The 25,652-nt window shown below is 65.0% G+C and carries 21 protein-coding genes; 2 read left to right on the plus strand and 19 right to left on the minus strand.

From position 1 onward, the window contains the following. Window positions 1-29 precede the first annotated feature (29 nt). The 19 genes from GT590_RS07450 to GT590_RS07540 all read right to left on the minus strand — a co-directional run bounded on the left by GT590_RS07450 (window position 30) and on the right by GT590_RS07540 (window position 23,681). Entirely contained in the window at window positions 30-962 is a 933-nt protein-coding gene (locus GT590_RS07450; RefSeq protein WP_161170983.1) for a DUF4013 domain-containing protein, read from the minus strand. Between the two features lie 190 nt (window positions 963-1,152). Continuing rightward, window positions 1,153-1,530 (minus strand): 50S ribosomal protein L7/L12, encoded by a 378-nt coding sequence (gene rplL / locus GT590_RS07455; protein WP_009305030.1) that lies wholly within the window; start codon window positions 1,528-1,530, stop codon window positions 1,153-1,155. A gap of 90 nt (window positions 1,531-1,620) precedes the next feature. Beyond that, a complete protein-coding gene (rplJ, locus tag GT590_RS07460) occupies window positions 1,621-2,142 on the minus strand; it encodes a 50S ribosomal protein L10 (RefSeq protein WP_009305031.1) in 522 nt (173 codons plus the stop codon). Window positions 2,143-2,390: 248 nt separating this feature from the next. Further along, the gene (locus GT590_RS07465; protein ID WP_161170984.1) at window positions 2,391-4,316 is read right to left on the minus strand and encodes a Tat pathway signal sequence; all 1,926 of its coding nucleotides are present in this window, start codon (window positions 4,314-4,316) and stop codon (window positions 2,391-2,393) included. Between the two features lie 96 nt (window positions 4,317-4,412). Then, window positions 4,413-7,076 (minus strand): aconitate hydratase AcnA, encoded by a 2,664-nt coding sequence (gene acnA, locus GT590_RS07470; RefSeq protein ID WP_114557575.1) that lies wholly within the window; start codon window positions 7,074-7,076, stop codon window positions 4,413-4,415. Between the two features lie 22 nt (window positions 7,077-7,098). Beyond that, window positions 7,099-8,184 (minus strand): isocitrate/isopropylmalate dehydrogenase family protein, encoded by a 1,086-nt coding sequence (locus GT590_RS07475; protein ID WP_035586491.1) that lies wholly within the window; start codon window positions 8,182-8,184, stop codon window positions 7,099-7,101. A gap of 99 nt (window positions 8,185-8,283) precedes the next feature. After that, complete coding sequence (locus GT590_RS07480) at window positions 8,284-8,889, minus strand: hypothetical protein (protein WP_086414814.1); 606 nt, start codon at window positions 8,887-8,889, stop codon at window positions 8,284-8,286. A gap of 225 nt (window positions 8,890-9,114) precedes the next feature. Next, a complete protein-coding gene (locus GT590_RS07485; RefSeq protein ID WP_009305036.1) occupies window positions 9,115-9,621 on the minus strand; it encodes a hypothetical protein in 507 nt (168 codons plus the stop codon). 111 nt (window positions 9,622-9,732) lie between these two features. Continuing rightward, entirely contained in the window at window positions 9,733-11,988 is a 2,256-nt protein-coding gene (locus tag GT590_RS07490) for a transglycosylase domain-containing protein (RefSeq protein WP_161170985.1), read from the minus strand. Window positions 11,989-12,269: 281 nt separating this feature from the next. Then, window positions 12,270-13,664 (minus strand): argininosuccinate lyase, encoded by a 1,395-nt coding sequence (argH, locus tag GT590_RS07495; RefSeq protein ID WP_086414816.1) that lies wholly within the window; start codon window positions 13,662-13,664, stop codon window positions 12,270-12,272. Window positions 13,665-13,674: 10 nt separating this feature from the next. After that, window positions 13,675-15,069: an argininosuccinate synthase gene (locus GT590_RS07500; RefSeq protein ID WP_086414817.1), complete on the minus strand. Its 1,395-nt coding sequence runs from the start codon at window positions 15,067-15,069 to the stop codon at window positions 13,675-13,677. A 265-nt stretch (window positions 15,070-15,334) separates the two neighbouring features. After that, the gene (locus tag GT590_RS07505) at window positions 15,335-15,763 is read right to left on the minus strand and encodes an arginine repressor (protein ID WP_009305040.1); all 429 of its coding nucleotides are present in this window, start codon (window positions 15,761-15,763) and stop codon (window positions 15,335-15,337) included. Window positions 15,764-16,124: 361 nt separating this feature from the next. Then, window positions 16,125-17,396: an aminotransferase class III-fold pyridoxal phosphate-dependent enzyme gene (locus GT590_RS07510; RefSeq protein ID WP_114551488.1), complete on the minus strand. Its 1,272-nt coding sequence runs from the start codon at window positions 17,394-17,396 to the stop codon at window positions 16,125-16,127. A 21-nt stretch (window positions 17,397-17,417) separates the two neighbouring features. Continuing rightward, window positions 17,418-18,404, minus strand: coding sequence for an acetylglutamate kinase (gene argB, locus GT590_RS07515; RefSeq protein ID WP_114551489.1), 987 nt, complete (start codon window positions 18,402-18,404; stop codon window positions 17,418-17,420). Beyond that, window positions 18,401-19,678 (minus strand): bifunctional glutamate N-acetyltransferase/amino-acid acetyltransferase ArgJ, encoded by a 1,278-nt coding sequence (gene argJ, locus GT590_RS07520; protein WP_114551490.1) that lies wholly within the window; start codon window positions 19,676-19,678, stop codon window positions 18,401-18,403. Before argJ ends, argB begins: the two co-directional genes overlap by 4 nt. Before the next feature lie 55 nt (window positions 19,679-19,733). Next, window positions 19,734-20,798, minus strand: coding sequence for an N-acetyl-gamma-glutamyl-phosphate reductase (gene argC, locus GT590_RS07525; RefSeq protein WP_114551491.1), 1,065 nt, complete (start codon window positions 20,796-20,798; stop codon window positions 19,734-19,736). 271 nt (window positions 20,799-21,069) lie between these two features. Next, complete coding sequence (locus tag GT590_RS07530; protein ID WP_114551492.1) at window positions 21,070-21,393, minus strand: type II toxin-antitoxin system RelE/ParE family toxin; 324 nt, start codon at window positions 21,391-21,393, stop codon at window positions 21,070-21,072. Next, on the minus strand, window positions 21,368-21,643 hold the full coding sequence (locus GT590_RS07535; RefSeq protein ID WP_009305047.1) for a type II toxin-antitoxin system prevent-host-death family antitoxin: 276 nt from the start codon (window positions 21,641-21,643) through the stop codon (window positions 21,368-21,370). Before GT590_RS07535 ends, GT590_RS07530 begins: the two co-directional genes overlap by 26 nt. Before the next feature lie 187 nt (window positions 21,644-21,830). Beyond that, a complete protein-coding gene (locus tag GT590_RS07540; protein ID WP_114551493.1) occupies window positions 21,831-23,681 on the minus strand; it encodes a nucleoside-diphosphate sugar epimerase/dehydratase in 1,851 nt (616 codons plus the stop codon). 137 nt (window positions 23,682-23,818) lie between these two features. On the opposite strand from GT590_RS07540, the gene GT590_RS07545 reads away from it, so the two are divergent. Together GT590_RS07545 and GT590_RS07550 are read left to right on the plus strand one after the other, a co-directional pair. After that, the gene (locus tag GT590_RS07545) at window positions 23,819-25,102 is read left to right on the plus strand and encodes a glutamate-cysteine ligase family protein (RefSeq protein ID WP_161170986.1); all 1,284 of its coding nucleotides are present in this window, start codon (window positions 23,819-23,821) and stop codon (window positions 25,100-25,102) included. Next, window positions 25,099-25,533: a peptidylprolyl isomerase gene (locus GT590_RS07550; RefSeq protein ID WP_009608716.1), complete on the plus strand. Its 435-nt coding sequence runs from the start codon at window positions 25,099-25,101 to the stop codon at window positions 25,531-25,533. Before GT590_RS07545 ends, GT590_RS07550 begins: the two co-directional genes overlap by 4 nt. Window positions 25,534-25,652 lie beyond the last annotated feature (119 nt).

Raw genomic sequence — 25,652 nt, forward strand, 5'->3', positions numbered from 1 at the left:
GCCCAAAATCGCACAACAACGAGAGGGATTCAGCCCTGCATGGGCGGTTGACCGGCGGGCGGCACGTGCGGCGGCTGCTGAGAAGGCGGGCAGCCCGCCGCTCCCGCCAGCTCGAACGGCATGGGGTCGTCCTGGCCGCGCCAAGCCGGCACGTCGAACTGACGCGTCCAGTACCCCAGCGCACGCACGATCATCATCTCAACGAACACGTACATGCCCGCGCTCAGAACACCGCACAGGACTGCGAGCACGAGAACGATGCCGCCCGTGGCGAACACGATGGCCCAGACGGCGGCACCGGGATGCGCCGATTGGATGTTCAGGTTGCCGCCAGTCATCGCGAAGCCGACGAACAGTCCGATAAACACGAGAACGAATATGAGGACGGATGCGACGATGCCGATGGCGATGGCCAGCAGGAGAGCCATGCCGAGAATGCGCAGCAAGCCGCCGAAATCGTGACGGATCATGGCCCAGATCTTACCGAACTGGAACCCCGCGGCCAGGCGGCCGTATATGCTCATGCGCATGGAACCCACCCATGAGAACAGCGTCGCGAAAAACGCCGCCGCAATGATGAGCAGCGAGAATACCATCGTCGACAGCCCGACGAACAGAAACACGCCGCCGTGCCTGCCGCCCGACCATGCGGTACCCAGGCCCATGACGCCGCCCCATACCGCTTCCAGCACCCACGGAGCCAGCATGAACACGAAGCCGATGACCATCGCGAAGAAGCCGCGGCTGTACAGCTTGCCGTCCTCGTTGCCGAAGATGTGCTTCGGCATGGGACCGTGCACGTCCCATGCGATGTCGCGCGCCCATCCGTACAGGTAGCCCAGCACGACCAGCCAGCCGAAGATGGGCACGAAGCTGAGCAACGACAGCAGAATGAGCTTGCCGAACCACCCCGGCGTGTTCTTGATATCCTGCCAAGCAGCGTTGAAGTAACCGGTTTGCATTAGCGACCTTCTTTTCCGTTTGCGTTTGCCACCACTATAAGCGCGCGTATTCCCCAGAATCCGTTTCGTTGCCATTCCGTCAGTAAGACGAAACCCGCTCTCGAATGCCGTCAGACGTTAAGAGACCCCCAGGATCTGGGGGTCTCTTCTACAAGCATGTTCGACGGTCGTAAGACCAACGAAACGGAAGTTACTTGAGGGTGACGGCCGCGCCGGCTTCCTCGAGCTTGGCCTTGATCTCCTCGGCCTTCTCCTTGTTCACGCCCTCCTGGATGGCCTTCGGAGCGCCCTCGACGGCCTCCTTGGCTTCCTTCAGGCCCAGGCCCGTGATCTCACGGACGACCTTGATGACGGCGATCTTGTTGTCGCCGAAGCCCTCGAGCACGACGTCGAAGTCGGTCTTCTCCTCGGCGGCAGCGCCACCCTCGGCCGGAGCGGCAGCGGCCACGGCCACGGGAGCGGCGGCGGAAACGCCAAACGTCTCCTCGATGTCCTTCACCAGTTCGGACGCCTCGAGCAGGGACATCTCCTTGAGGGCCTCGATGATCTCTTCGCGAGTAACAGCCATGTTAGTTTCCTTTCAAAGTGGCCGGGTCTCCCCGACCGGTATGTGTAACGTTCGGTTTAGGCAGCGTTCATCACGCTGCCAGCACTGCGTTTAAGCAGCTTCCTTCTGGTCGGCCACGGCCTTCGTGACCTGAGCGAGACCGCTGGGAACGCCGTTGAGGGCAACAGCGAGGCCGCGGGCGACACCGGAAATGGCGCCGGCGATCTGGGCCAGCAGCTCTTCGCGGGACGGCAGCGACGCGATGGCCTCCACCTGAGCGGCGGACACCTGCTCGCCTTCCATCAGGCCACCCTTGATCTCAAGGTTCTTGTTGGCCTTGGCGAACGTCTTCACGGCCTTGGCGGCCGCGGCGACGTCGTTGCCGGCGAACACGAACGCGCTCGGGCCGGCAAGCATGTCGTCGAGCGTGGGCAGGTTCGACTCCTCCAGAGCGATGTGCATGAGCGTGTTCTTGTACACCTTCAGGCTCGCACCGGATTCGCGAATAGCCGTGCGCAGGGCCTGGATGTCCTTCACGGTAAGACCGCAGTAGTCCACGACCCACATGGCGGAAACGCCATCTAGATCTTCCTTGATCTTGACCAGCGTCTCTTGATTCTTCACGTTGGGCATGTAGTACACCTCCTTCTTTTCAAACTCGGGTTCCGCCCCTCGCGGGTGGGAATCGTCGCTTGAAAACAAGAAACGACCCCCGCCGTCTCGTGACAGCAGGGGTCGTCAAAGCGCGAAACTTATCAGAACCACCTCGGCGGGCCGCATCTCTGCGATTAAACCTTGCGGTGCCAGCTGTCTTGGGCAGCGGAACGAACTAAACAACTTGTCTATTGTACCCCGCCCAAAACGAATGTCAAGCGTTTTCCTTACGCCGCGTCGCCCTTGGCGTCGGCCGTATCCTCGGCCTGCTTCGCGGTTTCCTCGGCCGCCTTCTCGCCGATGTTCGTCTTCGTGTTGCCGATGATCTCCTCGACGGGACTCGTCGGCTCGGCTTCCACGTACTTGAACGCGATGGCGTCGCCTTCCTTGTACCCGACGATCTCGATGAGACCGGGCAACGCGAAGTCGTAGATGCCCTTGTCGCCCTCGAGCGTCACATAGAAGTGCGAGTTGCCTTCCACCACCGCCTGCGCGATGTGGCTAATCGTGCCCTGCGCCTCAAGCGAGCCAGTGTCCACGTTCGAATCGGCCAGCACGCCGTTCGTGGCCAGCAGCGCCTGGTAGGCCTTCTGGCACTCGGCCACCGTGTTGCCCACGGCCACGTTCTGGTAGCGTTGGATGTCCAGCATGGCGAACTGCTTCACCAGTCCCGCGTCGTCCTTGAGCGCCATGAAGTACGTCGGCTGTCCGGACACGTTGATCAACAGCGGGAACGTGGCGCGGTAGCGCAGGTTCTGCACCTGGCCCTCGGCCGACTGCATCGCCGAGTCCTCGGTCGCGCCCGACACCGAGTAGAAGTGCGACTCGGCCGTGCGCTGGTTGATCAGCACGAAGCCCACGATGGAGTTGTCCGCCGTGGCCGAGGTGACGCCCGTGTACACCCACACGTCGTCGTCCTTGGCGATGTAGTTGTACCCCAGGTTGCCGTCGGTGCCCGGCGTGGTCTGCACGACGTTGCGCTGGCCCAGCACGGAGTTCAGCCAGCCGTCCTTGTACTTGCCCGACCAGTTGTACTGCTCAAGCAGCAGGTCGGTGGGATAGGCGTGGTCGACCCATTGCGGCACGTCCTCGATGGCCAGGTCCTGCGTCTCGCCCGTGGTGGCGTCCACCATGACCACGCGCTTGATGGTGGTGCCGCCGAACAGGCCGATGGTGCGCGTCTGCACCGGGCATATCCACCACGGATGGCCGTCGTCGTCGATCTCGAACGACTTCTGGTCGAACATGTAGAACGGATAGCTCAGCTGCACGTGACGGTCGATGTTGCGCACGAGCGGCTCGGACTCCGAGTAGTAGATGGGACTGTCGCCCAGCTTGACGATCTCGGCGTCCTGCGTGGTCATGTTCACCAGGGCGTACGCCGGGATGCCGCCCTCGCGGTTTGTGAACCACTTGAACAGGTCGGCGTAGCCCAGCGGGCTCACGCGCACCGGCGCGCTCTGATAGTTGATCTGGCTGTACAAAGGCGAGATCTCGAACTGGCTGACGTACTCGGGGATGGAGCCCATCTCGCGGTTGCCCAGCAAAATGGCCGAGCTGCGGTCGATGACGGGGATCTCCGAGTAGTTCACCTCTTTGATGTCGTCGGCGAACGTCTCCTCCACCGTCTGCAGCACGTTGGCGTACTTCGCCGCGTTGCCCGGGAAGATCGACAGCGACGCCACGGCGCCCAGCACGCCGACGACGGCCACCAGCACCGGCAGGTACGACGCCCACTTGAAGGCCTTCGCCTTGCCCTCGTTCGGCTCGACCTTGCCCGTGCCGTTCTTGTAGCTGTGCGACTTGCTCCAGAACAGCAGGAACAACGGCAGCAGGATGAACACGGCCACGAACATCCACGTGTCGGTCGAGTGGATGTTGATGGGCGGATGGAACCACCAGTAGGCCGCGAGACCCACGAGGATGATGACGATGGCGGCCACGATGAGCGCGCGCTTGCCCCACGAGGCCATGCGGTCGGCGAACGGGATCTCCACGTTCACGTGCGGCGGCTGAGCGCCGCCTCCCCCGCCTCCGGCGCGTCCTGCCCCGCCCGACGGCGCTTCATGGTCGGCATCGAACCGACCGTCCACGTTTACCCCTGATTGTTTGAGCGCTTCGATCAGCGCATCGAATCCGGATGTCTGTTTCACGGCATCCCTTCCCAAGCGTACCGATAGTTAAAGTATCCAGTATACGACAAAGCGCCCGACCGCTCTTCGCAATCGGGCGCCGACGTTACCTCTTCTTTACAAAAGGCTGCGCAGCACGAACGGCAGGATGCCGCCGTGCTGGTAGTAGCGGCCCTCGGTGGGCGTGTCCACGCGGACGGTCGCCCGGAACGTCGTCGTCTGGCCGTCCGCGCGCTCGGCGGTCACGTCCACCACGCGCGGCTCGGGCAGCCCCTGCGAGAAGTCGATGGGCGCCACCGTGTACAGCTCCGAACCGTCCAGTCCCAGGCTCTCGGCGCTCTCGCCCTCTTGGAACTGCAGCGGCAGGATGCCCATGCCGATGAGGTTCGACCGATGGATACGCTCGAAGCTCTCGGCGAACGCGGCGCGGATGCCCAGAAGCGCCGGGCCCTTCGCCGCCCAGTCGCGCGACGAGCCGCTGCCGTACATCTTGCCGGCCACCACCACGAGCGGCGTTTCCGCAGCCTCGTAGTCCATGGCCGCGTCGAACAGCGGGCGCACCTCGCCGGTGGCGAAGTCGCGCGTCCAGCCGCCCTTCTTCCCCTCGGCCAGCTTGTTCTGCAGCTTCACGTTGGCGAAGGTGCCGCGCATCATCACCTCGTGGTTGCCGCGGCGCGCGCCGTAGGTGTTGAAGTCGGCCGGAGCCACGCCGCGCTCCTCCAGGTAGCGGGCCGCGGGCGAGTCGGCGGCGATGGAGCCCGCCGGCGAGATGTGGTCGGTGGTGATGAAGTCGCCCAGCAGCGCCAGCGCGCGAGCGGCCTCAACGGGCTTCGGCGCGGAGGGCTCGCGCTCCATGCCGTCGAAGTACGGGGCGCGGCGCACGTAGGTGGACGCGTCGTCCCAGCTGAACGTGTCGCTGGGTTCGCTGCCCAGCGCGGCCCAGGCCGCATCGCCGTCGTACAGGCCGCGCGTGCCCTCCTCGTACAGAGAGCGATCCACATGCTGGGCCACCAGCGCGGCGATCTCCTCGTCGCTGGGCCAGATGTCGGCCAAGAGCACCGGGGTGCCGTCGGGGCGCGTTCCCAGCGCGTCGTGCTCGAGGTCCGCGTCCATGGTGCCCGCCAGCGCGTAGGCGATGACCGCGGCGGGAGCCGCCAGGTAGTTCTGCGACACATCGGGCGAGATGCGACCCTCGAAGTTGCGGTTGCCCGACAGCACGCTGGCCAGCTCGATGTCCTCGGCCACCTCGTGCAGCTCGTCCAGGATGGGACCCGAGTTGCCGATGCAGCTCATGCAGCCGAAGCCGCACGTGTAGAAGCCCAGCGCCCGCAGCCCGTCCAGCAGCCCGGCGCGCTCCAGCAGAAGCTCGGTGGCCTTGCTGCCCGGAGCCAGCACGCACTTCACCCAAGGCTGGGGCTTGAGGCCGGCGTCGGCAGCCTTCTTCGCAACGAGGCCCGCGGCCAGCATCATCGAGGGGTCGGTAGCCGTCGTGCAGCTGGTCACCGCCGCGATGGCCAGCGCGCCGTGGGTCAGCTCGTACGCTTCGCCGTCGAGATCGACCGCCACGCGCTTGGACAGGTCGAGGCCGCGCTCGTCGCACACGGAACGGAATCCCTCCTGCACCGCCGACAACGGGATGCGGTCGTGCGGGCGCGACGGGCCGGCCAGCGAGCGCTCCACGGCGCCCAGGTCGAACTCGATCACCTCGGCGTAGGTGCGGGCGGGCGCGTCCGCGTCGTTCCAGAAGCCCTGCGCCTTGGCGTAAGCTTCCACGAGCGCCACCTGCTGCTCGCTGCGGCCGGTCAGACGCAGATACGTCAGCGTCTGCTCGTCCACCGGGAACAGCGTGCAGGTGCTGCCGTACTCGGGCGTCATGTTGGAGATGCACGTGCGCTGCGTGGCGCTGAGCGCGTCGAGGCCCGGGCCGAAGCACTCCACGAAGCAGCCCACCACGCCCTTCGCGCGCAGCATCTGCGCGAACGACAGCGCCACGTCCATGGCTGCCACGCCCTCGCCCAGCTCGCCCGTCAGGCGCACGCCCACCACCTTCGGCACGAGCGTGGTGATGGGCTGGCCGAGCGCAGCCGCTTCGGCCTCGATGCCGCCCACGCCCCAGCCCAGCACGCCGATGCCGTTGGCCGTGGGCGTGTGGCTGTCGGTGCCCACGAGCGTGTCGAAGTACGCCGTGGGAGGCTCGCCGGGCGCGCCGTCGGCCGTCATGGTCACGTGGGCGAACTGCTCGATGTTCAGCTGGTGGCAGATGCCCGCTCCGGGCGGCACGATGCGCACGTTCTCGAATGATTCCTGCGACCACTTCAAGAAGTCGTAGCGTTCCTTGTTGCGCGAGAACTCCAGCTCCATGTTCTGCGCGAGCGCGCCCGCGCAGCCGGCGACGTCGGCGATGACCGAGTGGTCGATCACGAGGTCGCAGGGAATCTGCGGGTTGATCTTCGTCGGATCGCCGCCCAGCTGAGCGCAGGCCTCGCGCATCACGGCGAAGTCCACGAACACGGGCACGCCCGTGAAATCCTGGAACAGCACGCGCGCCGGCGAGAACTCGATCTCGCTGCCCACGACGCCCGCGCGCCCCGCTTCCACGATGCGCGCGGCCAGCTCCTCGGCCGCCTCCGGCGTTTCGGCGTTGCGCAGCACGTTCTCCAGCAGCACCGTCAGCGAGTACGGCAGCTGCTCCGAGCCGGCGACGGCCGAGACCGGATAGTAGGCGTACGTCGTGCCGTTCACGTTCAGCGTCGAAGCGAATCGGCTGTTCTCTTGGCTCATAGGTTCTCCTTACTCCAACGTTTTAGAATGCCGCGATCAGGGCATCGGTGAATTCCGTGCAGCTTGCCGCCGGCTTGGACGAGCCGGTGGCCTTGCGAATGTCGGCGGTCAGGTGCGCGCCCTCCGCGTACACGGCGCGCACCGCGCGGCGGATGCGCTCGGCCGCCTCCGCTTCGCCCAGATGGTCGAGCATCATGGCCGCCGACAGTATCTGGGCGGTGGGGTTGGCCTTGTCTTGCCCCGCGATGTCGGGCGCCGAGCCGTGCACCGCTTCGAACACAGCGTACTCGTCGCCGATGTTCGCGCCCGGCGCGATGCCGAGGCCTCCCACGAGACCTGCGGCCAGGTCGCTGGCGATATCTCCGTAGAGGTTCGGGAACACGACCACGTCGAACTGCGCAGGATCCATAACCATGTTCATGCAGAACGCGTCGACGATGCGCTCTTCGAACGCCGCATCTTCGGCGCGCTCTGCGGCAACCTCGCGCGCCGCGCGCAAAAACAAGCCGTCGGTATGCTTCATGATGTTCGCCTTGTGCACGGCGGTCACCTTGCGGCGTCCGTGCCTGCGCGCGTAGTCGAACGCGAAACGCACGATCCGTTCGGACGCCGCCTTCGAGATCGGCTTGACGGAGATGCCGGAATCGGGACGGATAGCGCCCGCGCCCTCTTCCTCGCACAGCGCGATCAGCTTGCGGGCGCCCTCGGAGCCCTCTTCGAACTCGATGCCCGCGTACAGGTCTTCGGAGTTCTCGCGGACGATGACGATATCCACGCCGTCGTAGCGGCCGCCCGCCCCCGGAATGGACAGCACGGGACGCAGGCACGCGTACAGGCCGAGCTCCCGGCGCAACGCCACGTTCACGCTGCGGAATCCCGTGCCCACCGGCGTGGCGACGGGACCCTTGATGGCAACCTTGTTCCGCTTGACCGCCTCGATGGTAGAAGCAGGCAGCGGCGTGCCGTGCTCCTCCACGAGATGCGCCCCCGCCTCGGCCACATCCCAAACGATATCGGCGCCGCTGGCCTCCACCACCCGTTGCATGGCGGCCGACGTCTCCGGGCCGATGCCGTCACCGGGTACGAGGGCCACGGTATGCGATGCCATGTTCTCTCCTTCTGCAATTGTTCGAACGATACCCCTTTGCGCCGCCTTCTAGGTCGACGCGACGAAACGAGCCCGGAAGGCTCGTCGGAATGCCGTGCGCTAGTCCTGCACGTTGTCGATGATTTGCTGCGCACGGCGCTTGAGCGGCCCTTTGCCGTTGGAGGCGTCGAAGGCCATGCGCGCGCCCAGCTCTTTCTTCACGGAAGGTGCCAGCTTGCCCGCCGAAAAGTCGATAACCGACACCAGCATATCCTGGAACTCCAGGTCGCCATGGTAGCACTGGATAGCCTCGTCGATGAGAGGCCACACACGCTCAGAACGGTTCTCCGTCGTAGCGCCCAGCTTGCAGAGGAACCGCATGGCCGCCAAACGCACCGGCCCGCTCTCCTCGTCGAACAACGCGGTTTCGGCTCCGGGAACCGCTTTGTCGCACGTGCGGGAATCGTGGTCGACCATCGTGGTGAGGATATCGAGGCACTCCCAGCGCGTCTGGGCTTCGGGGCGATTCAGCGCGTCGATGACGGCAGCGCCGAACGGGATCATCAAATCGGGATGATCCTTGGCAAAGAAGGAGAGCGCCGCTGCTGCGTTCTGGCGCTCGCGCCTCGACGGACCCGACAGCGCACCCACCAGCTGCTTGAACTTGCGTTCGTTTCCGAATGCCTCTTCGGCGATGTTCCTGGCTCCCTGTGTCTTTTCGCTCACCGCTCGCTCCTCGTCCTCATGTGGGAAAATGTATAGTATTCTCCCTTTCCATTATACCCTCGGCCGCCAAGCGCCCCCGCAGCAAGCGCAGAATTAACATGAGCGAAACCGATAGGCGGCAGCCGAAAACCCGGCAATACGACTGAGCGGACGCAAGCGTGGTCGAATGCGAAAGCGGCAGCCCGAAAGGGCCGCCGCTCAAGGCAGTGTGCGTGTCAGTCGAGGTTATTCCGGCAGCTCGCTGGCCTTGTTGTCGCCCGACTGGAGCTTGCCGATGCCCTCGTCGTACTTCGACTTGATATCCTGGATGCGCTGATCGTACGTGGAGTAGTCGAAGGGCTGTTCCTCGGTGGCGCTGTCGATTTCCGTATACAGGTCGATATAGGAGTTCAGCGCGTCCTTGAGATCGGCCGTGCCGTCGACGTACTCCTTCTGGATATCCTTGAGGGCGTCGGGGACGTTGAGGTTGTTCAGGTCGTCGATAGCCTTGAACGCGTTGTCGGCCTGCGTGCGCATGCCCACCACGTCGCCGCGCGATACCGCATCGGTAAAGCTCTCCAGACGGCTCTTCAGGTCGTCCATAGTTTGGTTGACCTGGGTCATGTACTGACGGTTCTCGGATTGCTGTTGCGCGGCCGCCGTATCCTGCTGCGCGCATCCGCCCAGAGCCGCCACCATCAAGACGCCTGCGAACATGGCGACCAGCACCTTGGCGAATCTCGTATGTTTCATGTCTTACCTGCTCTCTTGCATCGAATCATCGTTGAACTATCGTAGCGGTTCGCCCGCCGTCGCGCCGGGGATGCGACGCGTTCGTATCGGAACGGTTTCCGGGTCCGCAACCTAGCTTGCCGGCTTGTCCGTCGTGCCTCCGGGGTCGGGCGTCGGCGTGGGAGTGGGCGTCGGATCGGGATCCGGCTTCGGCGTCGGATCGGGGGTTGGAGTAGGAGTCGGATCGGGCGTGGGCGTGGGCGTGGGCGTCGGCGTGGGCGTCGGCGTGGGAGTAGGCGTCGGCGCAGGATCGTCCTTGCCCTTGTCGGCGTCCTTGTCCTCGGCGTCCTTCTTCTTCTCGTCATCCTTCTCGTCGTCGGTGTTCGACGAGCTAGCGGACCCTCCCACATGGTAGGTCGGATCGGAGAAGTTCTTGTACGTGGGATCGGCCGCCTGCGGGAACTGCTCGGTCGGCTGGCCGTCGAGCACCGCGCTCATGAAGGTGCGGAACACGTCGCCGGCACCCACACGGGCCGGCAGCGTTTTGACATTCGCGGGATCGCCCAACCAGACGGCCACCGCCATCTGCGGCGTGATGCCACAGAACGTGATGTCCTTGTACTCGGTGGACGTGCCCGTCTTCGCAGCGACCACCTGCCCATTCGGCAGCGCCGCTTCCGTACCCGTACCGTCCGAGCTGTTCACGACGGTCTTCATGACCTCGACAGCCGCATGGGCGACCTCGGGCGAGATGACCTGCTCGCTATGCGTTTTGGAAAGCGAGGCGTCGGGCGTGGTGTTGTCGACGATCACCTCGCCCTTCGAGTTCGTGATGGTGAGGACGGGCGTGGGATCGACGCGCACGCCGCCGTTGGCGATGATGGCGTAGGCGCTGGCCATGTCGAGCATCGTCACGTTCGACTGGCCCAGCGTGAGCGACGGATTAGCCTCGAGCGTCGAGCCGATTCCCATCTTCTTGGCCGTCGCAATCACCTTGTCGATGCCGAGCGCCATCTCAAGGCGCACGAAACCCGTGTTCGACGACTTCGCGAAAGCCCGCTGGATGCTTATGGTACCGTAATTGTTGTTGTCGATGTTCTGCAGGGCGTTGGCTCCCGTGTATCCCGTATTGGGAATAGTGACCGGCGACGAGCAGTCCACCATCGTCTGCGGGCTGATGCCCGCTTCGAGCGCTGCGATGAGCGTGAACACCTTGAACGAGGAGCCGGACGGACGGCCCGGATTGGGAACGCCGCGCTCGCCCGTGGCCAGGTTCAGCTTGTTGTTCTCCCAGTCGTCGCCGCCCACCATCGCCTTAATAAAGCCGGTTTCGGGCTCGATGGCCACGAGCGCGCCGTTGATGGCCGGATCGAGGCTCTCCCGCTTCTCCTTGATGGCGGCCTCGGCGGCCTCCTGAGAGTCGACGTCCAGCGTCGTCTGGATGGTCAGGCCGCCCTTGAAGATCTCGTCCTCGGAGTAGCGGTAGTCGCCGTCGGGATCCATGAGCAGGTCGCGCACGTAGCTGCTGAAATAAGGATACTTCTCCAGGCCATCCACCGTGGTCTCGGTCGGGTTGAGCACGATGCCCTCCGCTTGGGCGGCATCGTGCTCTTCCTGGGTGATGTAGCCGTTCGTCAGCATGCGATCCAGCACGAGGTTGCGACGCGCGAGGCAGTTGTCCTCATGGTCGATGGGATTGTTGTACGTCGGCGACTGCGGAATGCCGATGAGCGCGGCCGCTTCGGCCAGCGTGAGCTCGCTTGCATGCTTCGAGAAGTAGCGCTGCGACGCGGCTTCAATGCCGTAGGCGCCGGAACCGTAGTTGATGGTATTAAGGTACATGAGCAGGATCTCGTCTTTGGAGTACTGTTCCTCCAACTTGACGGAGAGGTACATCTCGCGCACCTTGCGCTTGAACGAGATATCGTTCATCTCGTCGGCCAGGATAGTGTTGCGCACGAGCTGCTGCGTGATGGTGGACGCGCCCTCCTTGCCGGAACCGGTGAGGTTCACGTACACCGCGCGCGCGATGCCCGCGAGGTCGAAACCGCCGTGTTCGTAGAAGCGCTCGTCCTCGGTGGCCACGGTGCCCTCGCGCACGTACTCGCTGATCTGGTCGAGCTCGACGGGGTCGCGGTACTCGACCTGGAAGCGGGCGAGCTCCGTACCGTCCGACGCCAGCATGATCGACGGCAGCGACGAGTTGAGCTGGCCGGCATCGGACACGTCGTAGTCCTCAAGGTCGCCGATCCACGACGAACCGAGGGCGTAGACGCCTGAGAAGCCGGCGACGATCACGGCCAAAAAGACCGTGAACACCGCAAGGAAGCCGATGGAAGGATGTTTTTTCTTGATCCCCGGCCTATTCTTTATAGAACGTGAAGCCACGTGTCACCTCCAAAAAACTCCGCCCATTGTAACATCGGGGGTTAGGCCCCCATGAAACAACACAAGTTTGTTGGAAAAAGGTCATAAGGAGAAATGCCCGGTCGGGAGCTCAAAACGTGGTTGATGCAAGCAGGGTGCAGCGCTTTTTTCTCGGGCGCGGGAGCCCGCTTGCGGTCCGTTGCGCGCGTGCCGCGCCGATTCGAGACGCTCGCAGCGTGCGATCGGCGCGGCGAAGGACGCTCGGGCCTCAGGCGGTGCCCCCGCGCCAAAAGGCGCTGCGCTTATCCCGCAAGCACCGCCTCGTCGGCCGCGAGGGCGTCTTTCGCAAGCGCCAGCTGCGCGCGCACCGCAGCATGGCCCGTGCCGCCCTCGGTGGTGCGTGCCGCGACGATGCTCTCCAGATCGAGCGAGGCCGTGATGTCCTCCTCGAACAGGTCGCTTTCGGCTTTGAAGTCGGCCAGCGTCAAGTCGTCCAAGTCGCAGCCGCGCTGTTCGCACACCAGCACGAGATGCCCCACCACCTCGTGGGCGCGCCTGAACGGCATCCCCTTCTTGGCCAGGTAGTCGGCCACGTCGGTGGCCGCCAGGTAGCCCTTCTTCGCCTGCGCCGTCATGGCCTCGGGCACCACGCGCATCGTCTCGATCATGCCGGCCGCGCACACGAGGCAATCCTCCAGCGTCTTGGCCGCGTCGATGGCGCCCTCCTTGTCCTCCTGGAGGTCCTTGTTGTACGCCAGCGGCAGCGCCTTCATGGTGACCAGCAGCGCCACGAGGTCGCCCACCACGCGGCCCGTCTTGCCGCGGATGAGTTCGGCGAAATCGGGGTTCTTCTTCTGCGGCATGATGGACGAGCCCGTGGAGAACGCGTCGGACAGCTCGATGAACCCGAACTCCGAACTGGACCACAGCACGATCTCCTCGCACAGGCGCGACAGGTGCATGCACGACACGCTGCACGCGTACGACAGGTCCAGCAGGAAGTCGCGGTCGGACACGGCGTCCAGCGAGTTCGGGATCACCCGCGAGAAGCCCAGCTCGGCCGCCGTCATCTGCCGATCGAGCGGGTACGTGGTGCCCGCGAGCGCCGCCGAACCCAGCGGGCTCGCATCGGCCGCCGCGCGCGCAGCCGCCAAACGCTCGAAGTCGCGCGCGAGCATCCACACGTAGGCCAGCATATGGTGCGAGAACAGCACCGGCTGGGCGTGCTGCAGATGGGTGTAGCCGGGCAGGACGACGTCGAAGTGCGCCTCGGCCTGCTGGACGAGCGCCTGGCGCAGCGCCACGTTCGCCGCCATGAGGTCCTCGCAGCGCTGCTTGGCGAACAGGCGCGTGTCGGTGGCCACCTGGTCGTTGCGACTGCGGCCGGTGTGCAGGCGCGCTCCCGCGTCGCCGATGTCGGCTATGAGCGCGCGCTCCACCGACATGTGGATGTCCTCGTCGTTGATGTCGAACGCGAAGTCGCCCGCCTCGATGCGCGCCTTCACGCGGTCGAGCCCCTCGACGATGGCCGCGGCATCGGCGGGCTCGATGACGCCCGCCGACGCCAGCATGCGCGCGTGCGCCTGCGACCCGGCTATGTCCTGCGCATACAGCGCCTTGTCGACCGGCAGCGATGCGCCGAAGCGTTGGGTGAACTCGCTCACGTTCTCGGTGAATCTGCCCGACCACAAAGCCATAGCGTCCCCCTTAAGCCTTCTCGGCAGCGCCCTGCAAGGCCGCTTCCGCTTCTTCGACGACCGCCGCGTTCTCAGCCTCGGCCACCTGCTTCCACACCGGCGTCACGTCCTCGTACGCACCCTTCGTCAACGGGCCGACCTTCTTCTGCGCGTCGAACAGCTCGGCCGGCGCGCCCTCCTGCCGACGGTTCGAGGCCCACGTCTTGGCAGAGAGCGTTTGCAGCTGGATGAAGCCCTTGGCCGCCGCGTGGTCGAACGAGTCGTCCTTGTCGTAGGTGGCCAGCGCGTAATCGTACAGCGAGTAGGCGCTCTTGCGGCCCACCACGGTGCAGGAGCCCTTGTAGAACTTGAGCTTCACCGTGCCGGCCACACAGCGCTGCGTGGAGGCGAGGAACGCGTCGACGGCTTCCTTGAGCGGCGAGAACCACTGGCCGTTGTACACGCACTTCGCCCACTCCTGCTCCATGCCCAGCTTGAAGTGCAGCACCTCGCGCTCCAGCACCAGGTCTTCCAGCGCCTTGTGAGCCTGGATGAGCGACAGCGCGCCCGGCGCCTCGTAGCACTCGCGGCTCTTCACGCCCACCAGCCGGTTCTCGATCATGTCGATGCGGCCGTAGCCGTGCTTGCCGGCGATCTCGTTCAGCGCGTAGATGATACCGAGGAAGCTCTTCTGGCTCCCGTCGATGACGTACGGCAGACCGCGCGCGAACTCGAGCTCCACGTACTGCGGCTCGTCGGGAGCTTCAGTGGGATCGACCGTCATCGTGTAGATGTCCGTCGGCGGCTCCATCCAGGGATCCTCCAGGACGCCGCACTCGATGGCCCGGCCCCACAGGTTATCGTCGATGGAGTACGGCGACTTCTTCGTGGTGGGAACCTCGATGCCGTGCGCCTGGGCCCATTCCATCTCCTCGGAGCGGGTGTGCAGATCCCATTCGCGCACCGGGGCGATAATCTCGATGTCCGGATCAAGCATGAGGATGCTCGCCTCGAAGCGCACCTGGTCGTTGCCCTTGCCCGTGCAGCCGTGCGCGATGTACTTCGCGCCGAACTTGTGCGCCGCGTCCACAAGGTGCTTGGAGATCAGCGGCCGGGACAGCGCGGACACGAGCGGGTACTTGTTCTCGTACAGGGCGTTGGCGGCCAGCGCCTTGGACAGGAAGTCCTGGGCGAACACGTCGCGCATGTCCACGACCAGGCATTCCACGGCGCCGGTTTTCAACGCCTTCTGCTTGATCTTCTCAAGGCCCTCATGCTCCTGCCCCACGTCGCCGACCACGGCGATGACGTCGAGGTTCTTCTCCTCCTGGAGCCACTTGATGCACACGGACGTATCCAGTCCGCCGGAATACGCCAGTACCGCTTTGTCCTTCTGCTGGGTTTGCTGAGTCTGCTGCTGAGCCATGGTAGGGTCCTTCCCCCGTGTTCGGTTGTCGTCGGGATGCCCGGTCATGGTGCGGCTGCGAAGGCGCCTCCCCCGGTGCTCGCCGGGCGGTAGGGGTATGCGCGCGCCCATCGCGGTTCTCACCGCGCAAGGCTGTCGTCGTGCGCACCACGGCTTTTCGTGGTGACAGGCATCAGAGCCGGGCGGCTCGGACGCTGTTGCTTGTACTAAGCGTGGGGATGAGTGCAGGGAGAAAAGCGTCCCCGCCAAGAAATATAGTCGACGACTAGCGTCGTCGCAGTCGGTCGATGGCGCGCTCGACTTCAACGGCAGCCTCAGGGCTCTCCGCCGCGATCATGATCGTGTTGTCGCCGGCCACCGTGCCGAGTGCTCCGCGCAGGCTGGCTTTGTCGAGCGCAGCAGAGACGCCGGCTGCTCCGCCGGAGAACGTCTTCACTACGACCATGTTGCCTGCCACGTGCACCTCTTCAACCAATTCGGATACCATGCGCTGGAGCCGCATTTCCTCAGGGAGAACGTAATAGCCCTCACGAGACTTCACCAGGCCCATGTCCATGATGTCGCGGGAGATCGTGGCTTGAGTGCATTCGTAGCCAGCGGCCTGCAGCTGATTGGCGAGATCGCGCTGCGTCTTGACATTATGTTCGCGAATGATGTCGCGAATGATGTCGTGCCGTTGTTGACGTTTTCTCATGCCCTCGATACTCTCTGTTCCCGTTCAAGAACGATCACATACGGTTCCGATCACAAGTACCTTCGCGGGGTATGCAGAATTGCGCAAGACCCAACGAAAATATGCATTAAATAGTACCCTATCCGTGAGCGTTCCGACCCCAGAATTTCAAAAAGTGCAGAAAGATTTTCGACGATCGTCCTTGCAGTCGTTATCCTGAACGAGCGCAGCGGCCCTGTCATCCCAAGCGAGTCGAAGGATCCCGCAAGGTGCCAACCGTGAGACTTCCTGCTGTCGCCGCTCGGGATCCTTCGACTCCGCGCTTCGCGCCTCGCCCAGGATGACAGCCTACGGCGCCTCGCTCAGGATGACAGCTGCCCTTTCAGGACAACAGCGCCGCAAGCTTCTGCACCAGCACGTCCACGTCCTCCTTCGAACACACCAGCGGAGGTAGGAAGCGCAGCGTGCGCGGGCCGGTGAAGTTGAGCAGCAGGCCCTCGTCCAGGCCGGCCAGCACCACGTCGGGGGCGCTCACGCCCTCGGCGAGGTCGCAGGCCACCATGAGCCCTAGGCCGCGCACCTCTTCCACCTGCGGCAGCGCCGTCAGCTTCTCGCGCAGGTACGCGCCCGTGCGCTCGGCATTGCCGGCGGCGTCCTCGGCGGCAAGCGCCCGCACGGTGGCTTCAGCCGCCGCGACGGCCAGGCAGCTGCCCCCGAAGGTGGAGCCGTGGTCGCCCGGATCGAACGACGCCGCCACCTGGGCGCGCGCAGCGCACATGCCCATGGGGAAGCCCGAGGCGATGCCCTTGGCAATGGTCACCACGTCGGGCGTGACGCCGAAGTGCTGGAACCCGAAGGGATGCGTGCCGCAGCGGTACATGCCGCATTGGATCTCGTCGCACATGAACAGCGCGCCGCACTCGGCGGTGAGGCGGCGCACCGCGGCCAGGAACTCTGCCGTGCACGGATGCACGCCGCTCTCGCCCTGCACGCACTCCACCATGACGGCGCAGATGCCGTCGCCCTGGGAGGCGAACAGCGACTCGAGCGCCTTGATATCGTTGATGGGCGTGCGGACGAAGCCGTCGGGCAGGGGCTGGAACGCCTCCTGCTTGGCGGGCTGCGCCGTGGCGGCCAGCGTGGCCAGCGTGCGGCCGTGGAAGCTGGCGTCGAGCGTGACGATGAGGCGCGGCGCGGCGGCTGCGGCGGCGCGCACGCCGTCCTCGTCGGCACCGGCCGCCTCGGCCGCGGCCATCGCGCGCTTCTTGGCGTGCAGTCGCGCCAGCTTGAAGGCGCATTCGTTCGCCTCGGCGCCCGAGTTCGCGAAGAAGCTCTGCCACGGCGTGCGCTCGCCTTCGTCGACGCACTCGTTCAGCAAGTCGGATACGAGGTGCGCCACCTCGCCGCGATGCTCGATGTAGTAGTAGTTGCTCACATGGACGAGCGTGCTCGCCTGCTCCTCGATAGCCGACACGAGCGCCGGATGGCAGTGGCCCAGGCTCACGGCGCCCACGCCCGACACGAAGTCGAGGTACGTGCGGCCTTCCGAATCCTCCACCTGCATGCCGCGCCCGCGCACGAGCTCCACCGGCTTGCGGGCGTACGTGCCCATCACGTATGCGGATTCAAGCTGCTGTTCCTCGATAAAGCCCATGGTCGTCCTTCTTTCGCTCGCTTAGAAGATCTTGTTGTTCGGCATCGCGCTGACAGCATGCTGGCGATTCTCCAGCAACTTGGAGGCGAAGTTGCCCAAAGGATGGGTGTCGAACGTGCACGACTCCTCCGTGGAGTGCATCGTGGTGCCCACGCCGGTGCTGGTCAGAAGCTCCAGCAGCAGCGAGTGCGGGGTGATGCCGTTGATGATGTGCGCGCGGAACACGCCCGAATCCAGCGCGTGGATGCACGACTTCAGCTTCGGGATCATGCCGGTGGACACGATGTTGTTCTCCACCATGTACTGCGCCTCGAACAGCGTGAGGTTCGAGATGAGCGAATCCTTGTTCTCGAAGTTCTCGTACAGGCCGTCCACGTCGGTGAGGAACACCACCTTGTGCGCGCCGATGGCGGCCGCGATATGGCCCGCCACCATGTCGGCGTTCACGTTGTAGAAGCCGCCGTCCTCGCCCAGCGCCACCGACGCCACGACAGGGATGTAGTCGCCGGCAACGAGATCGTCCAGAAGCGGGCTGTTGATGCGCGTGATGCGGCCCACGCGTCCCAGCTCCGGGCTGGCCTGCTCGGCCACGATGACGCCTGCGTCGGCGCCGCTGACGCCCACGGCGAAGTTGCCGTGCTCGTTGAGGGCCTCCACCAGCTCCTGGTTCACCTTGCCCATGAGCACGGTGCGCACGAGGTCCATGGCCTCGGGCGTGGTGACGCGCTGACCGTCCTTGAACTCCACGGGAAGCTGCAGGAAATCCATGGCCTCGGTGATGGCCTTGCCGCCGCCATGCACGATGACGGGATTCACGCCGACGATCTTCAGCAGCACGATGTCGTTCATCACGTCGGCGCGCAGCTGCTCGTCCACCATGGCCGAGCCGCCGTACTTGATGACGACGGTCTTGCCGGTGATGTTCTTGATCCAGGGAAGCGCTTCAACCAGCACCTCCGCCGCTTTGTTCGCTACGCCCTTCGGGCGGGTGTCCTTCGCGTACTTCATGAGCGATAGTCTCCGTTGATCGTGATGTACTCGTGTGTGAAATCGCATGTCCAAACCGTGGTCCTCGCCTCGCCTGCGCCGAGGTCGACGTCGATGACGATCTCGGGCTGCTCGAAACGGCGCAGCGCCTCGTCCTCGTCGAACGCTTGCGCAAGCCCGCCGCGGCACACCGGCAGGCCCATGATGTCGATGGACGCATCCTCCTGGCGGAAGACCGCGCCCGACTTGCCGATGGCCGCCGCGATGCGGCCCCAGTTCGCGTCGCGGCCGCAGACGGCCGTCTTCACGAGCGGCGAGTTCGCCACGGCGCGCGCGGCCAGATCGGCGTCGGCGTCGTTGGCAGCACCGGTCACGTTGACGGTGACCAGGCGCGTGGCCCCTTCCCCGTCGGCCGCCATCATGCGGGCCAGCGTCTCGCACACCTCGACGAGCGCTGCCTGGAAGCGGGCGAAGGCCGGGCCGTCCGGATCGAACGCGCCTGCGCCCGCAGGTGCTGCGGCGCCGCTGGCGAAGAGGAAGCAGGAATCGTTCGTCGACGTGTCGGAATCCACCGTCACCTTGTTGAAGCTGCGATTCACGGCGTGCACGAGCGCCCTGTGCAAGGCGGGCGCGGACACCGGCGCGTCGGTGGTGAGGACGGCGATCATCGTGGCCATGTTCGGCATGATCATGCCCGAGCCCTTCGACATGCCGCCCACCGTGAACGTGCAGCCGTCGTAGCCGACCCCGTCGCCCGAGAACGTGACGGCGGCCTCCTTCGGACGCGTGTCGGTGGTCATGATGGCGCGCGCCGCATCCGCGCCGCCGCCTGCAGACAGCAGCGACGCCGCCGCAGGCAGGCCGGTCCCGAACGGCGCCAGGGGCAGCTGCACGCCGATGACGCCCGTGGACGCCACCAGCACCTCGGATGCGGGGCAGCCCACGGCATCGCCCGCGATGCGCGCCGTCTCGCGGGCGGCTTCCAAACCGGGCTCGCCGGTGGCCGCGTTCGCGTTGCCCGAGTTCACCACCACGGCGCGCGCCGTGCCGTAGGCGGGCTCGCCCGGCTGGTCGGCGCCCAGCTGCGCGCGCGATACGATGACCGGCGCCGAGCAGAACACGTTCTTGGTGAACACGGCCGCGCACGCGCAGGGCTCGTCGGCGACCACGAGCGCGAGGTCGAGGCGCTCGGGATCCTTACGGAAGCCCGCGTGCACGCCGGACGCGCGGAACCCGCGCGCCGCCGTCACGCCGCCTTGGGCGGGATGCGTTGCAGCGATCGGTTGGTCGGTCATAGCGGCTTCTTTCTGTTGCGGCTGGTGCGGCTGTAGCTTACTAGGACGATTCGCATCACACGGGTACGGAGATCGGTTCGAGCCCTCGAGCCTGGGGCAGGCCCAGCACGGCGTTCGCGCACTGCACGGCCTGGCTGGCCGCGCCCTTTCCCAGGTTGTCGATAGCGCCCACGGCCACCAGCATGCGCGCCGTCGCATTGACGGCGATTCCCAGGTGCGCGTAGTTCGTGCCCGCCACCGACGAGGTCTTCGGCATGGTGCCGGCATCCAGCACGTGCACGAAGGGGTCGTCGGCGTAGAAGTCCCGGTACAGCTCCACGATCTCGCCCGCGTCGACGGGCGCGTCGGGCGCGAGCGGCAGGTTCACGGTGGACAGCAGGCCGCGATTGAGCGGCGCGAGATGCGGCGTGAACACGAGGCGGCCTTCCAGGCCCAGGATCTGCTCGATCTCGGGCGTGTGGCGGTGCGTCGCCACGCCGTACGCTTCGAGGTTCTCGTCGGCGAAGCAGAAGTGCGTGCGCGTCGAGGCCTTCTTGCCCGCGCCCGTGACGCCGGAGATGGCGTCGACCACCACGACGCCGTCAGGCCGCACGAGCCCGGCACGGACGGCGGGCGCCGCCGCAAGCGACGTGGCCGTGGGATAGCAGCCCGCGCAGGCGACGAGCACGCCCTCGCCCGCTGCACGGGCGCCTGCGGCACGCGCGAGGTCGTCCGGGAACAGCTCGGGCAGGCCGAAGGCAGCACGCTGCAGCAGGTCGGTGGCCGTATGCGGCGTGGCGTACCAGCGCTCGTAGACGGCAGGGTCCTTCAAGCGGAAGTCGGCCGACAGGTCGACCACCGTCGCACCGCGCGCGACCAGGCGCGGGGCCATGGCGAGCGCCGCGGTGTGCGGCACGGCCAGGAACACGAGGTCGCACGCGTCGAGCGCAGGGTCGTCGTGCGTGGCGAAGGCGAGATCGGTGGCGCCGGTGAAGCCGGGATACTCCGCGACGACGGGCGTGCCGGCCAGCTCGTTGGACGTGACTACGCGCAGATCGAGATCGGGATGGCGCAGCGCGAGCCTAATCAGCTCGATGCCGGCAAAACCGGCCGCTCCAACGATGCCTGTCGTGATCGCCATGTCGATCCCCTTCGTACCCGTCGTCCGATGCCCGGACGCGACGCTCAAGCCGTTGCGTCGCCTGCGATTTGTGCATATGCACAAAAATGAGGCGTTTTGAATGCTGCTGTCCATCCTATGAAAGAACGGCGCGTTTGACAAGATTCGGGCGCAAATTGACGGCTCCCCCATACACATTATCGGCCGAAAAACACGGATTTATGCGCAAAACCGTGTTTTTCGGCCGATAATGCGGCGGGCGAGCTCGAGGCGCGGAAACGGCAACTGTGCCTCACAGAAGCATTTTCGTCAAATCGCGCGCGCCGTACAGGAACCGGCGCACCTCCATCACGTCGTCGAGCACGACGTAGAACACCATGTAGTTCCCCACCTCGAACCAGTAGTACGGAAGAGGTCTGGGCTTCGCCGTCTTGTACGTCGTCGCAAGCGTGGGATTTCGGGAATGAGCCAAGATGCCCGCTTCGGTTGCGTCGATCAAGCGCTCGGCAGCTTCCGGAGCCTTGAGCACATCGGCAATATAGGAGACGGCCTCATTGAGGTCGTCCCAGAAAAGAGGTAGGTACTCAAGTCTATAGCGCCGCGGCTTCTCGTCCATTGCGAAGCCCTTCCCGAATGGAACCGAACACTTCTTCATGCGTGTAGCGCAGAGACGTCGTCGCAGCTTGCCGGTCGGCCGCATCGAGAGCGAACTCGACACCGCCGTTGATATGCTCGAATTGCTCTACGCTCATGACCACCATCGAGCCGTACCCGTTCTTCGTCAGGAAAACGGGACCGCCCTCGATGACATCCCGCTCGACGTCCGCGTAGCGGTTTCTAAGATCCGATATCGGCCTGATGTTCATAGGCACCTCCTTCATGATAAAATTTTATCGTAATTATATCATGATCACCTCTTAACGAGAATCAACTGCACATGCATCATCGCCCGAAAAACACGCTTTTCGGGCGATTTCCGTGTTTTTCGGGCGATGATGCGCCGGGCATGCGACGCGTCCACGTTCGAACGCGTCTCGAAAGGAGCGCTCCTCTTTAGGATGCTTTGTTGGGGGTGTGGCGATAGGTGCAGACGGTTTTCTCCAGCACGTGGACGGCTTCCTCGTCGGTGAGGGTGAGTGCGGCTTCCAGCTCGTCCAGTTTCTCGGCCACTTCGGTGTAGCTGATCTCCTGGCCGGTGGAGATGAGGATGGAGTGGTTGTCGGTGGGCAGCGTGCTCTCTTCGTCCATGAGCAGCTCCTCGTACATCTTCTCGCCCTCGCGCAGGCCGGTGAACACGATTTTGACGTCCACGTCGGGCGTGAGGCCCTGCAGCTGGATGAGGCCCTTCGCCAAGTCGACGATCTTCACCGGCTCGCCCATGTCGAGGATGAAGATCTCGCCGCCCTTCGCCATGCCGCCTGCTTGGATGACCAGACGCGACGCCTCGGGGATGGTCATGAAGAAGCGCTCGATGTCGGGATGGGTGACGGTGAGGGGGCCTCCCGCGGCGATCTGGCGCTGGAACACGGGGATGACGCTGCCGTTCGAGCCCAGCACGTTGCCGAAGCGCACGGCGGAGAAAATGGTCTTCGACGTGCGCGCGTAGTACTGCATGACCATCTCGCCCATGCGCTTCGTGGCGCCCATGACGCTGGTGGGGTTCACGGCCTTGTCGGTGGAGATGAAGATGAAGCGCGCAGCGCCGTAGGCGTCGGCAGCGCGCACCGCGTTGAGCGTCCCGAACACGTTGTTGTGCAGCGCCTCGCGCGGGCACTGCTCCATAAGAGGCACGTGCTTGTGGGCGGCCGCGTGGAACACGGCGCCGGGTCGGTACTTCGAGAACACCTCGTTGAGGCGCGCCTCGTCGCAGACGTTGCCGATCTCTATGACGAGGTCGATGTCGTCGTATTCGGCCAGCAGCTCGTTGCGCAGCATGTAGGCGTCGTTCTCGTACATGTCGAAGATGACGATGCGCGCGGGCGCCACCTTGCACAGCTGGCGGCACAGCTCGCTGCCGATGGAGCCGCCGCCGCCCGTGACCAGCACGGTCTCGCCGGCGATGTAGCCCGACACGGCGCGCGTGTTGAGGATGATCTCCTCGCGGCCCAGAAGGTCGGCCACGTCCACGTCGCGCAGGCGCACGTCGCCGATCTCGTCGAGCGACAGCTCGCGCACGTTGGGCAGGGTGCGCAGTTTGCAGTCGGTCTTCGTGCATTCTCCGTAGATGCGCTTACGCTCCTCGGGCGTGGAGGACGGGATGGCCACGACGATCTGGTCGATGTTGTGCTTGTCCACCAAGTCGACGATGTCGTCCGTGGAACCGGCCACCCTTACGCCGTGGATGCGCGAACCGCGCTTGGTGGGGTCGTCGTCAGTGGCCACGATGGGTATGCCCGGCATGAGCGGGTCCTTCGAGGCCATGCGTCCGATTGCCAGCGAGCCCGTCTCCCCCGCGCCCACCACGAGCGTGCGCGGACGGTCGCACATGCGCTGCGTGGAGACGAGCGCGCGTCTTTTCTGGCGCATGACGCGGAAGATCAAACGGATGCCGCCCATGAAGAATATGAGCATGAAGCACGAGACGAAGAACACGCGGATGGGAAGCCGCACGTCGATGATCCATAAGAACACAGCTCCCACCAGGGTGGACAGCACCACGGCCAGCACAATCTGGATGGCTTCGTCGACGCTGGCGTATTCCCAGAGGTTGTTGTACAGGTGGAACAAGCCCAACACGGCCACGTTGATGAGCGCGAGGATGCCCAGCATGAAGTAGATCTCGTTGTTGACGAACACTTCGCCCTCAACGTCGGTGAGCAGCGATGCGAGCCAGTACGCGGCGTACGTCGCAACGATATCGAGCAGCAGCAGAATCGCTGTGCGTTTTGTGATATGAGCGTCCAAACCGGGCCTCGTCTTCGAGTAGGGCAGCGAAACGATATGGATTTGCCGACATGTCGCCATGCGCGGCGACCAAAGCGGTATTGTATACAAAGTAACGCACGATTGCACAGGACACGCGAAGTTCAGGAGCTTGCTACATGAATAAAACAGCCGCAGCCGGGCAGGGGCAGCCTGCACGCGAAAGCAACATCAACGCCATCGTCAGCTACTTCGAAAGCGGCATCAAAGCCTTCGGCGGCCCGGGTGAGCTGGGCATCGAGCTGGAGCAGATCATCGTGCACGACGACATGAGCCCCGTCTCGTACAGCGGCGAGCACGGCGTGGCGTGGGTGCTGCGCCAGCTGGAGGCGGACTATCCTCGCACCACCACCGACGAGCACGGCGACCTTTTGGGAGTCGCCCGCCCGAGCGAGGCGGTCACCATCGAGCCCGCGGCGCAGATCGAGCTGTCCGCCGGCCCCTTCGCCGATCTCGCGACCGCGCGAGACACGTTCGAAGGGTTCGCGCAGCGCCTTTCCGACGTGCTGGAGCCCGCGGGAGAGAAGGCGCTGGCGATCGGCTACCATCCCTCCGCCACGGCGCGCTCGCTGGAGCTCATCCCGAAGCGCCGCTACCAGTTCATGAACCTCTATCTGGGCGAGCGCGACATCTACGGCCCCTGCATGATGCGCGGCAGCGCCTCGACGCAGGTGTCCATCGACTACACCAGCACGGCCGACTGCCTGCGCAAGCTGCGGCTGGCGTTCGCGCTGGTGCCGATGCTCTCGCTTATGTGCGACAACGCACCCGTGTTCGAGGGCAAGCCGCGCGAGCATCAGCTGGTGCGCACGGACATCTGGCAGCATGTGGACAACGATCGATGCGGCCTCGTGCCCGACGTGCTGGACCCCTCGTTCGACCTGCGCCGTTACGCTGAGTACATCCTGGACACCGTGGCCATCCTCATCCCCTGCCAGCAGCAGCGGTGGTGTTACTCCGACCGCACGTTCGGCGATATCTACGCCGCGCGCACGATGACGCGCGCCGAGGTGGAGCACGCGGTGTCCATGTTCTTCACCGACGTGCGCCTCAAGACCTACATCGAGATCCGCCCCGCCGACGCCATGCCCATCCCCTACGTCATCGCTTACGCGGCGCTGATCAAGGGGCTGTTCTACGCGCCGACGAGCCTCGACGCGATGGACGGGCTGTTCGCCGACGTGCGGCGCGACGACTACCTGGCGGCGCAGGACGCGCTCATGGAGAGCGGCTACGAAGCCGATGTGTACGGACGGCCCGTCGCCGAGCTGTGCGACCGCATCGTGAAGATCGCGCGCGACGGCCTTGCCGACGAGGAGCAGGGCTTCCTGGAGCCGCTCGCCGACCTCGTCGCGCGCCGCGTGACGCTGGCCGGCCTCGCGGAACGGAGCGAACGGGCGTGAGCAACGAGGATCGCATGGTGAAGGTGGCCTACCGCGGCTACTTCGACGACGGCGCCACCTTCATCGATCAGACGAGGCAGCCCATCGAGTTTCCCTGCGCGGACGGGTGGATGCCGCCCGCGTTCGTCGACGCGGTGCGCGACATGGCCGTGGGCGAAACGAAACGCGTCCGCGTAGGAGCCGACGAGGCGTACGAGAAGCGCACCGAAGAGCGCGTCATCGAAGTGGAGCGCGCGAAGATCCCCGCCGATATCAAGCTCGCCGTGGGCGACGTGATGAGCCTCGAACGGCCGGACGGGCAGACGTATCCGGCACGACTCGTGGAGCTGGACGAGGAACGCGCCGTGTTCGACCTCAACCACGATGCCATCGCCAAGGCGCTGAACTTCGAGATCACGCTGCTCGACGTGCGCGATCTCCCGAAACGGTAGCACCGCGGGAGACTGGAGCTGGGGCGAGTTGTCATCCTGAGCGCAGCGGCGAAGGGAGCAGGGGCCTCGCAACCTCCTTCCAGGATGGCAGAAGGCTCGGTTACGGACTTGTGGCGACT

It is taken from the genome of Eggerthella sp. BIOML-A1, assembly GCF_009875595.1.
In the GTDB taxonomy this organism is placed as follows: domain Bacteria; phylum Actinomycetota; class Coriobacteriia; order Coriobacteriales; family Eggerthellaceae; genus Eggerthella; species Eggerthella lenta.

What these genes read in the sequence shown, in the direction of transcription:
- GT590_RS07450 (WP_161170983.1), bottom strand. Translation starts at nt 962, where the DNA reads ATGCAAACCGGTTACTTCAACGCTGCTTGGCAGGATATCAAGAACACG.
- GT590_RS07535 (WP_009305047.1), bottom strand. Translation starts at nt 21,643, where the DNA reads ATGAACATCAGGCCGATATCGGATCTTAGAAACCGCTACGCGGACGTC.
- GT590_RS07510 (WP_114551488.1), bottom strand. Translation starts at nt 17,396, where the DNA reads ATGGGCTTTATCGAGGAACAGCAGCTTGAATCCGCATACGTGATGGGC.
- GT590_RS07545 (WP_161170986.1), top strand. Translation starts at nt 23,819, where the DNA reads ATGAATAAAACAGCCGCAGCCGGGCAGGGGCAGCCTGCACGCGAAAGC.
- GT590_RS07485 (WP_009305036.1), bottom strand. Translation starts at nt 9,621, where the DNA reads ATGAAACATACGAGATTCGCCAAGGTGCTGGTCGCCATGTTCGCAGGC.
- rplL (WP_009305030.1), bottom strand. Translation starts at nt 1,530, where the DNA reads ATGGCTGTTACTCGCGAAGAGATCATCGAGGCCCTCAAGGAGATGTCC.
- rplJ (WP_009305031.1), bottom strand. Translation starts at nt 2,142, where the DNA reads ATGCCCAACGTGAAGAATCAAGAGACGCTGGTCAAGATCAAGGAAGAT.
- argH (WP_086414816.1), bottom strand. Translation starts at nt 13,664, where the DNA reads ATGGCTTTGTGGTCGGGCAGATTCACCGAGAACGTGAGCGAGTTCACC.
- argB (WP_114551489.1), bottom strand. Translation starts at nt 18,404, where the DNA reads ATGAAGTACGCGAAGGACACCCGCCCGAAGGGCGTAGCGAACAAAGCG.
- acnA (WP_114557575.1), bottom strand. Translation starts at nt 7,076, where the DNA reads ATGAGCCAAGAGAACAGCCGATTCGCTTCGACGCTGAACGTGAACGGC.
- GT590_RS07500 (WP_086414817.1), bottom strand. Translation starts at nt 15,069, where the DNA reads ATGGCTCAGCAGCAGACTCAGCAAACCCAGCAGAAGGACAAAGCGGTA.
- GT590_RS07505 (WP_009305040.1), bottom strand. Translation starts at nt 15,763, where the DNA reads ATGAGAAAACGTCAACAACGGCACGACATCATTCGCGACATCATTCGC.
- argJ (WP_114551490.1), bottom strand. Translation starts at nt 19,678, where the DNA reads ATGACCGACCAACCGATCGCTGCAACGCATCCCGCCCAAGGCGGCGTG.
- GT590_RS07475 (WP_035586491.1), bottom strand. Translation starts at nt 8,184, where the DNA reads ATGGCATCGCATACCGTGGCCCTCGTACCCGGTGACGGCATCGGCCCG.
- argC (WP_114551491.1), bottom strand. Translation starts at nt 20,798, where the DNA reads ATGGCGATCACGACAGGCATCGTTGGAGCGGCCGGTTTTGCCGGCATC.
- GT590_RS07530 (WP_114551492.1), bottom strand. Translation starts at nt 21,393, where the DNA reads ATGGACGAGAAGCCGCGGCGCTATAGACTTGAGTACCTACCTCTTTTC.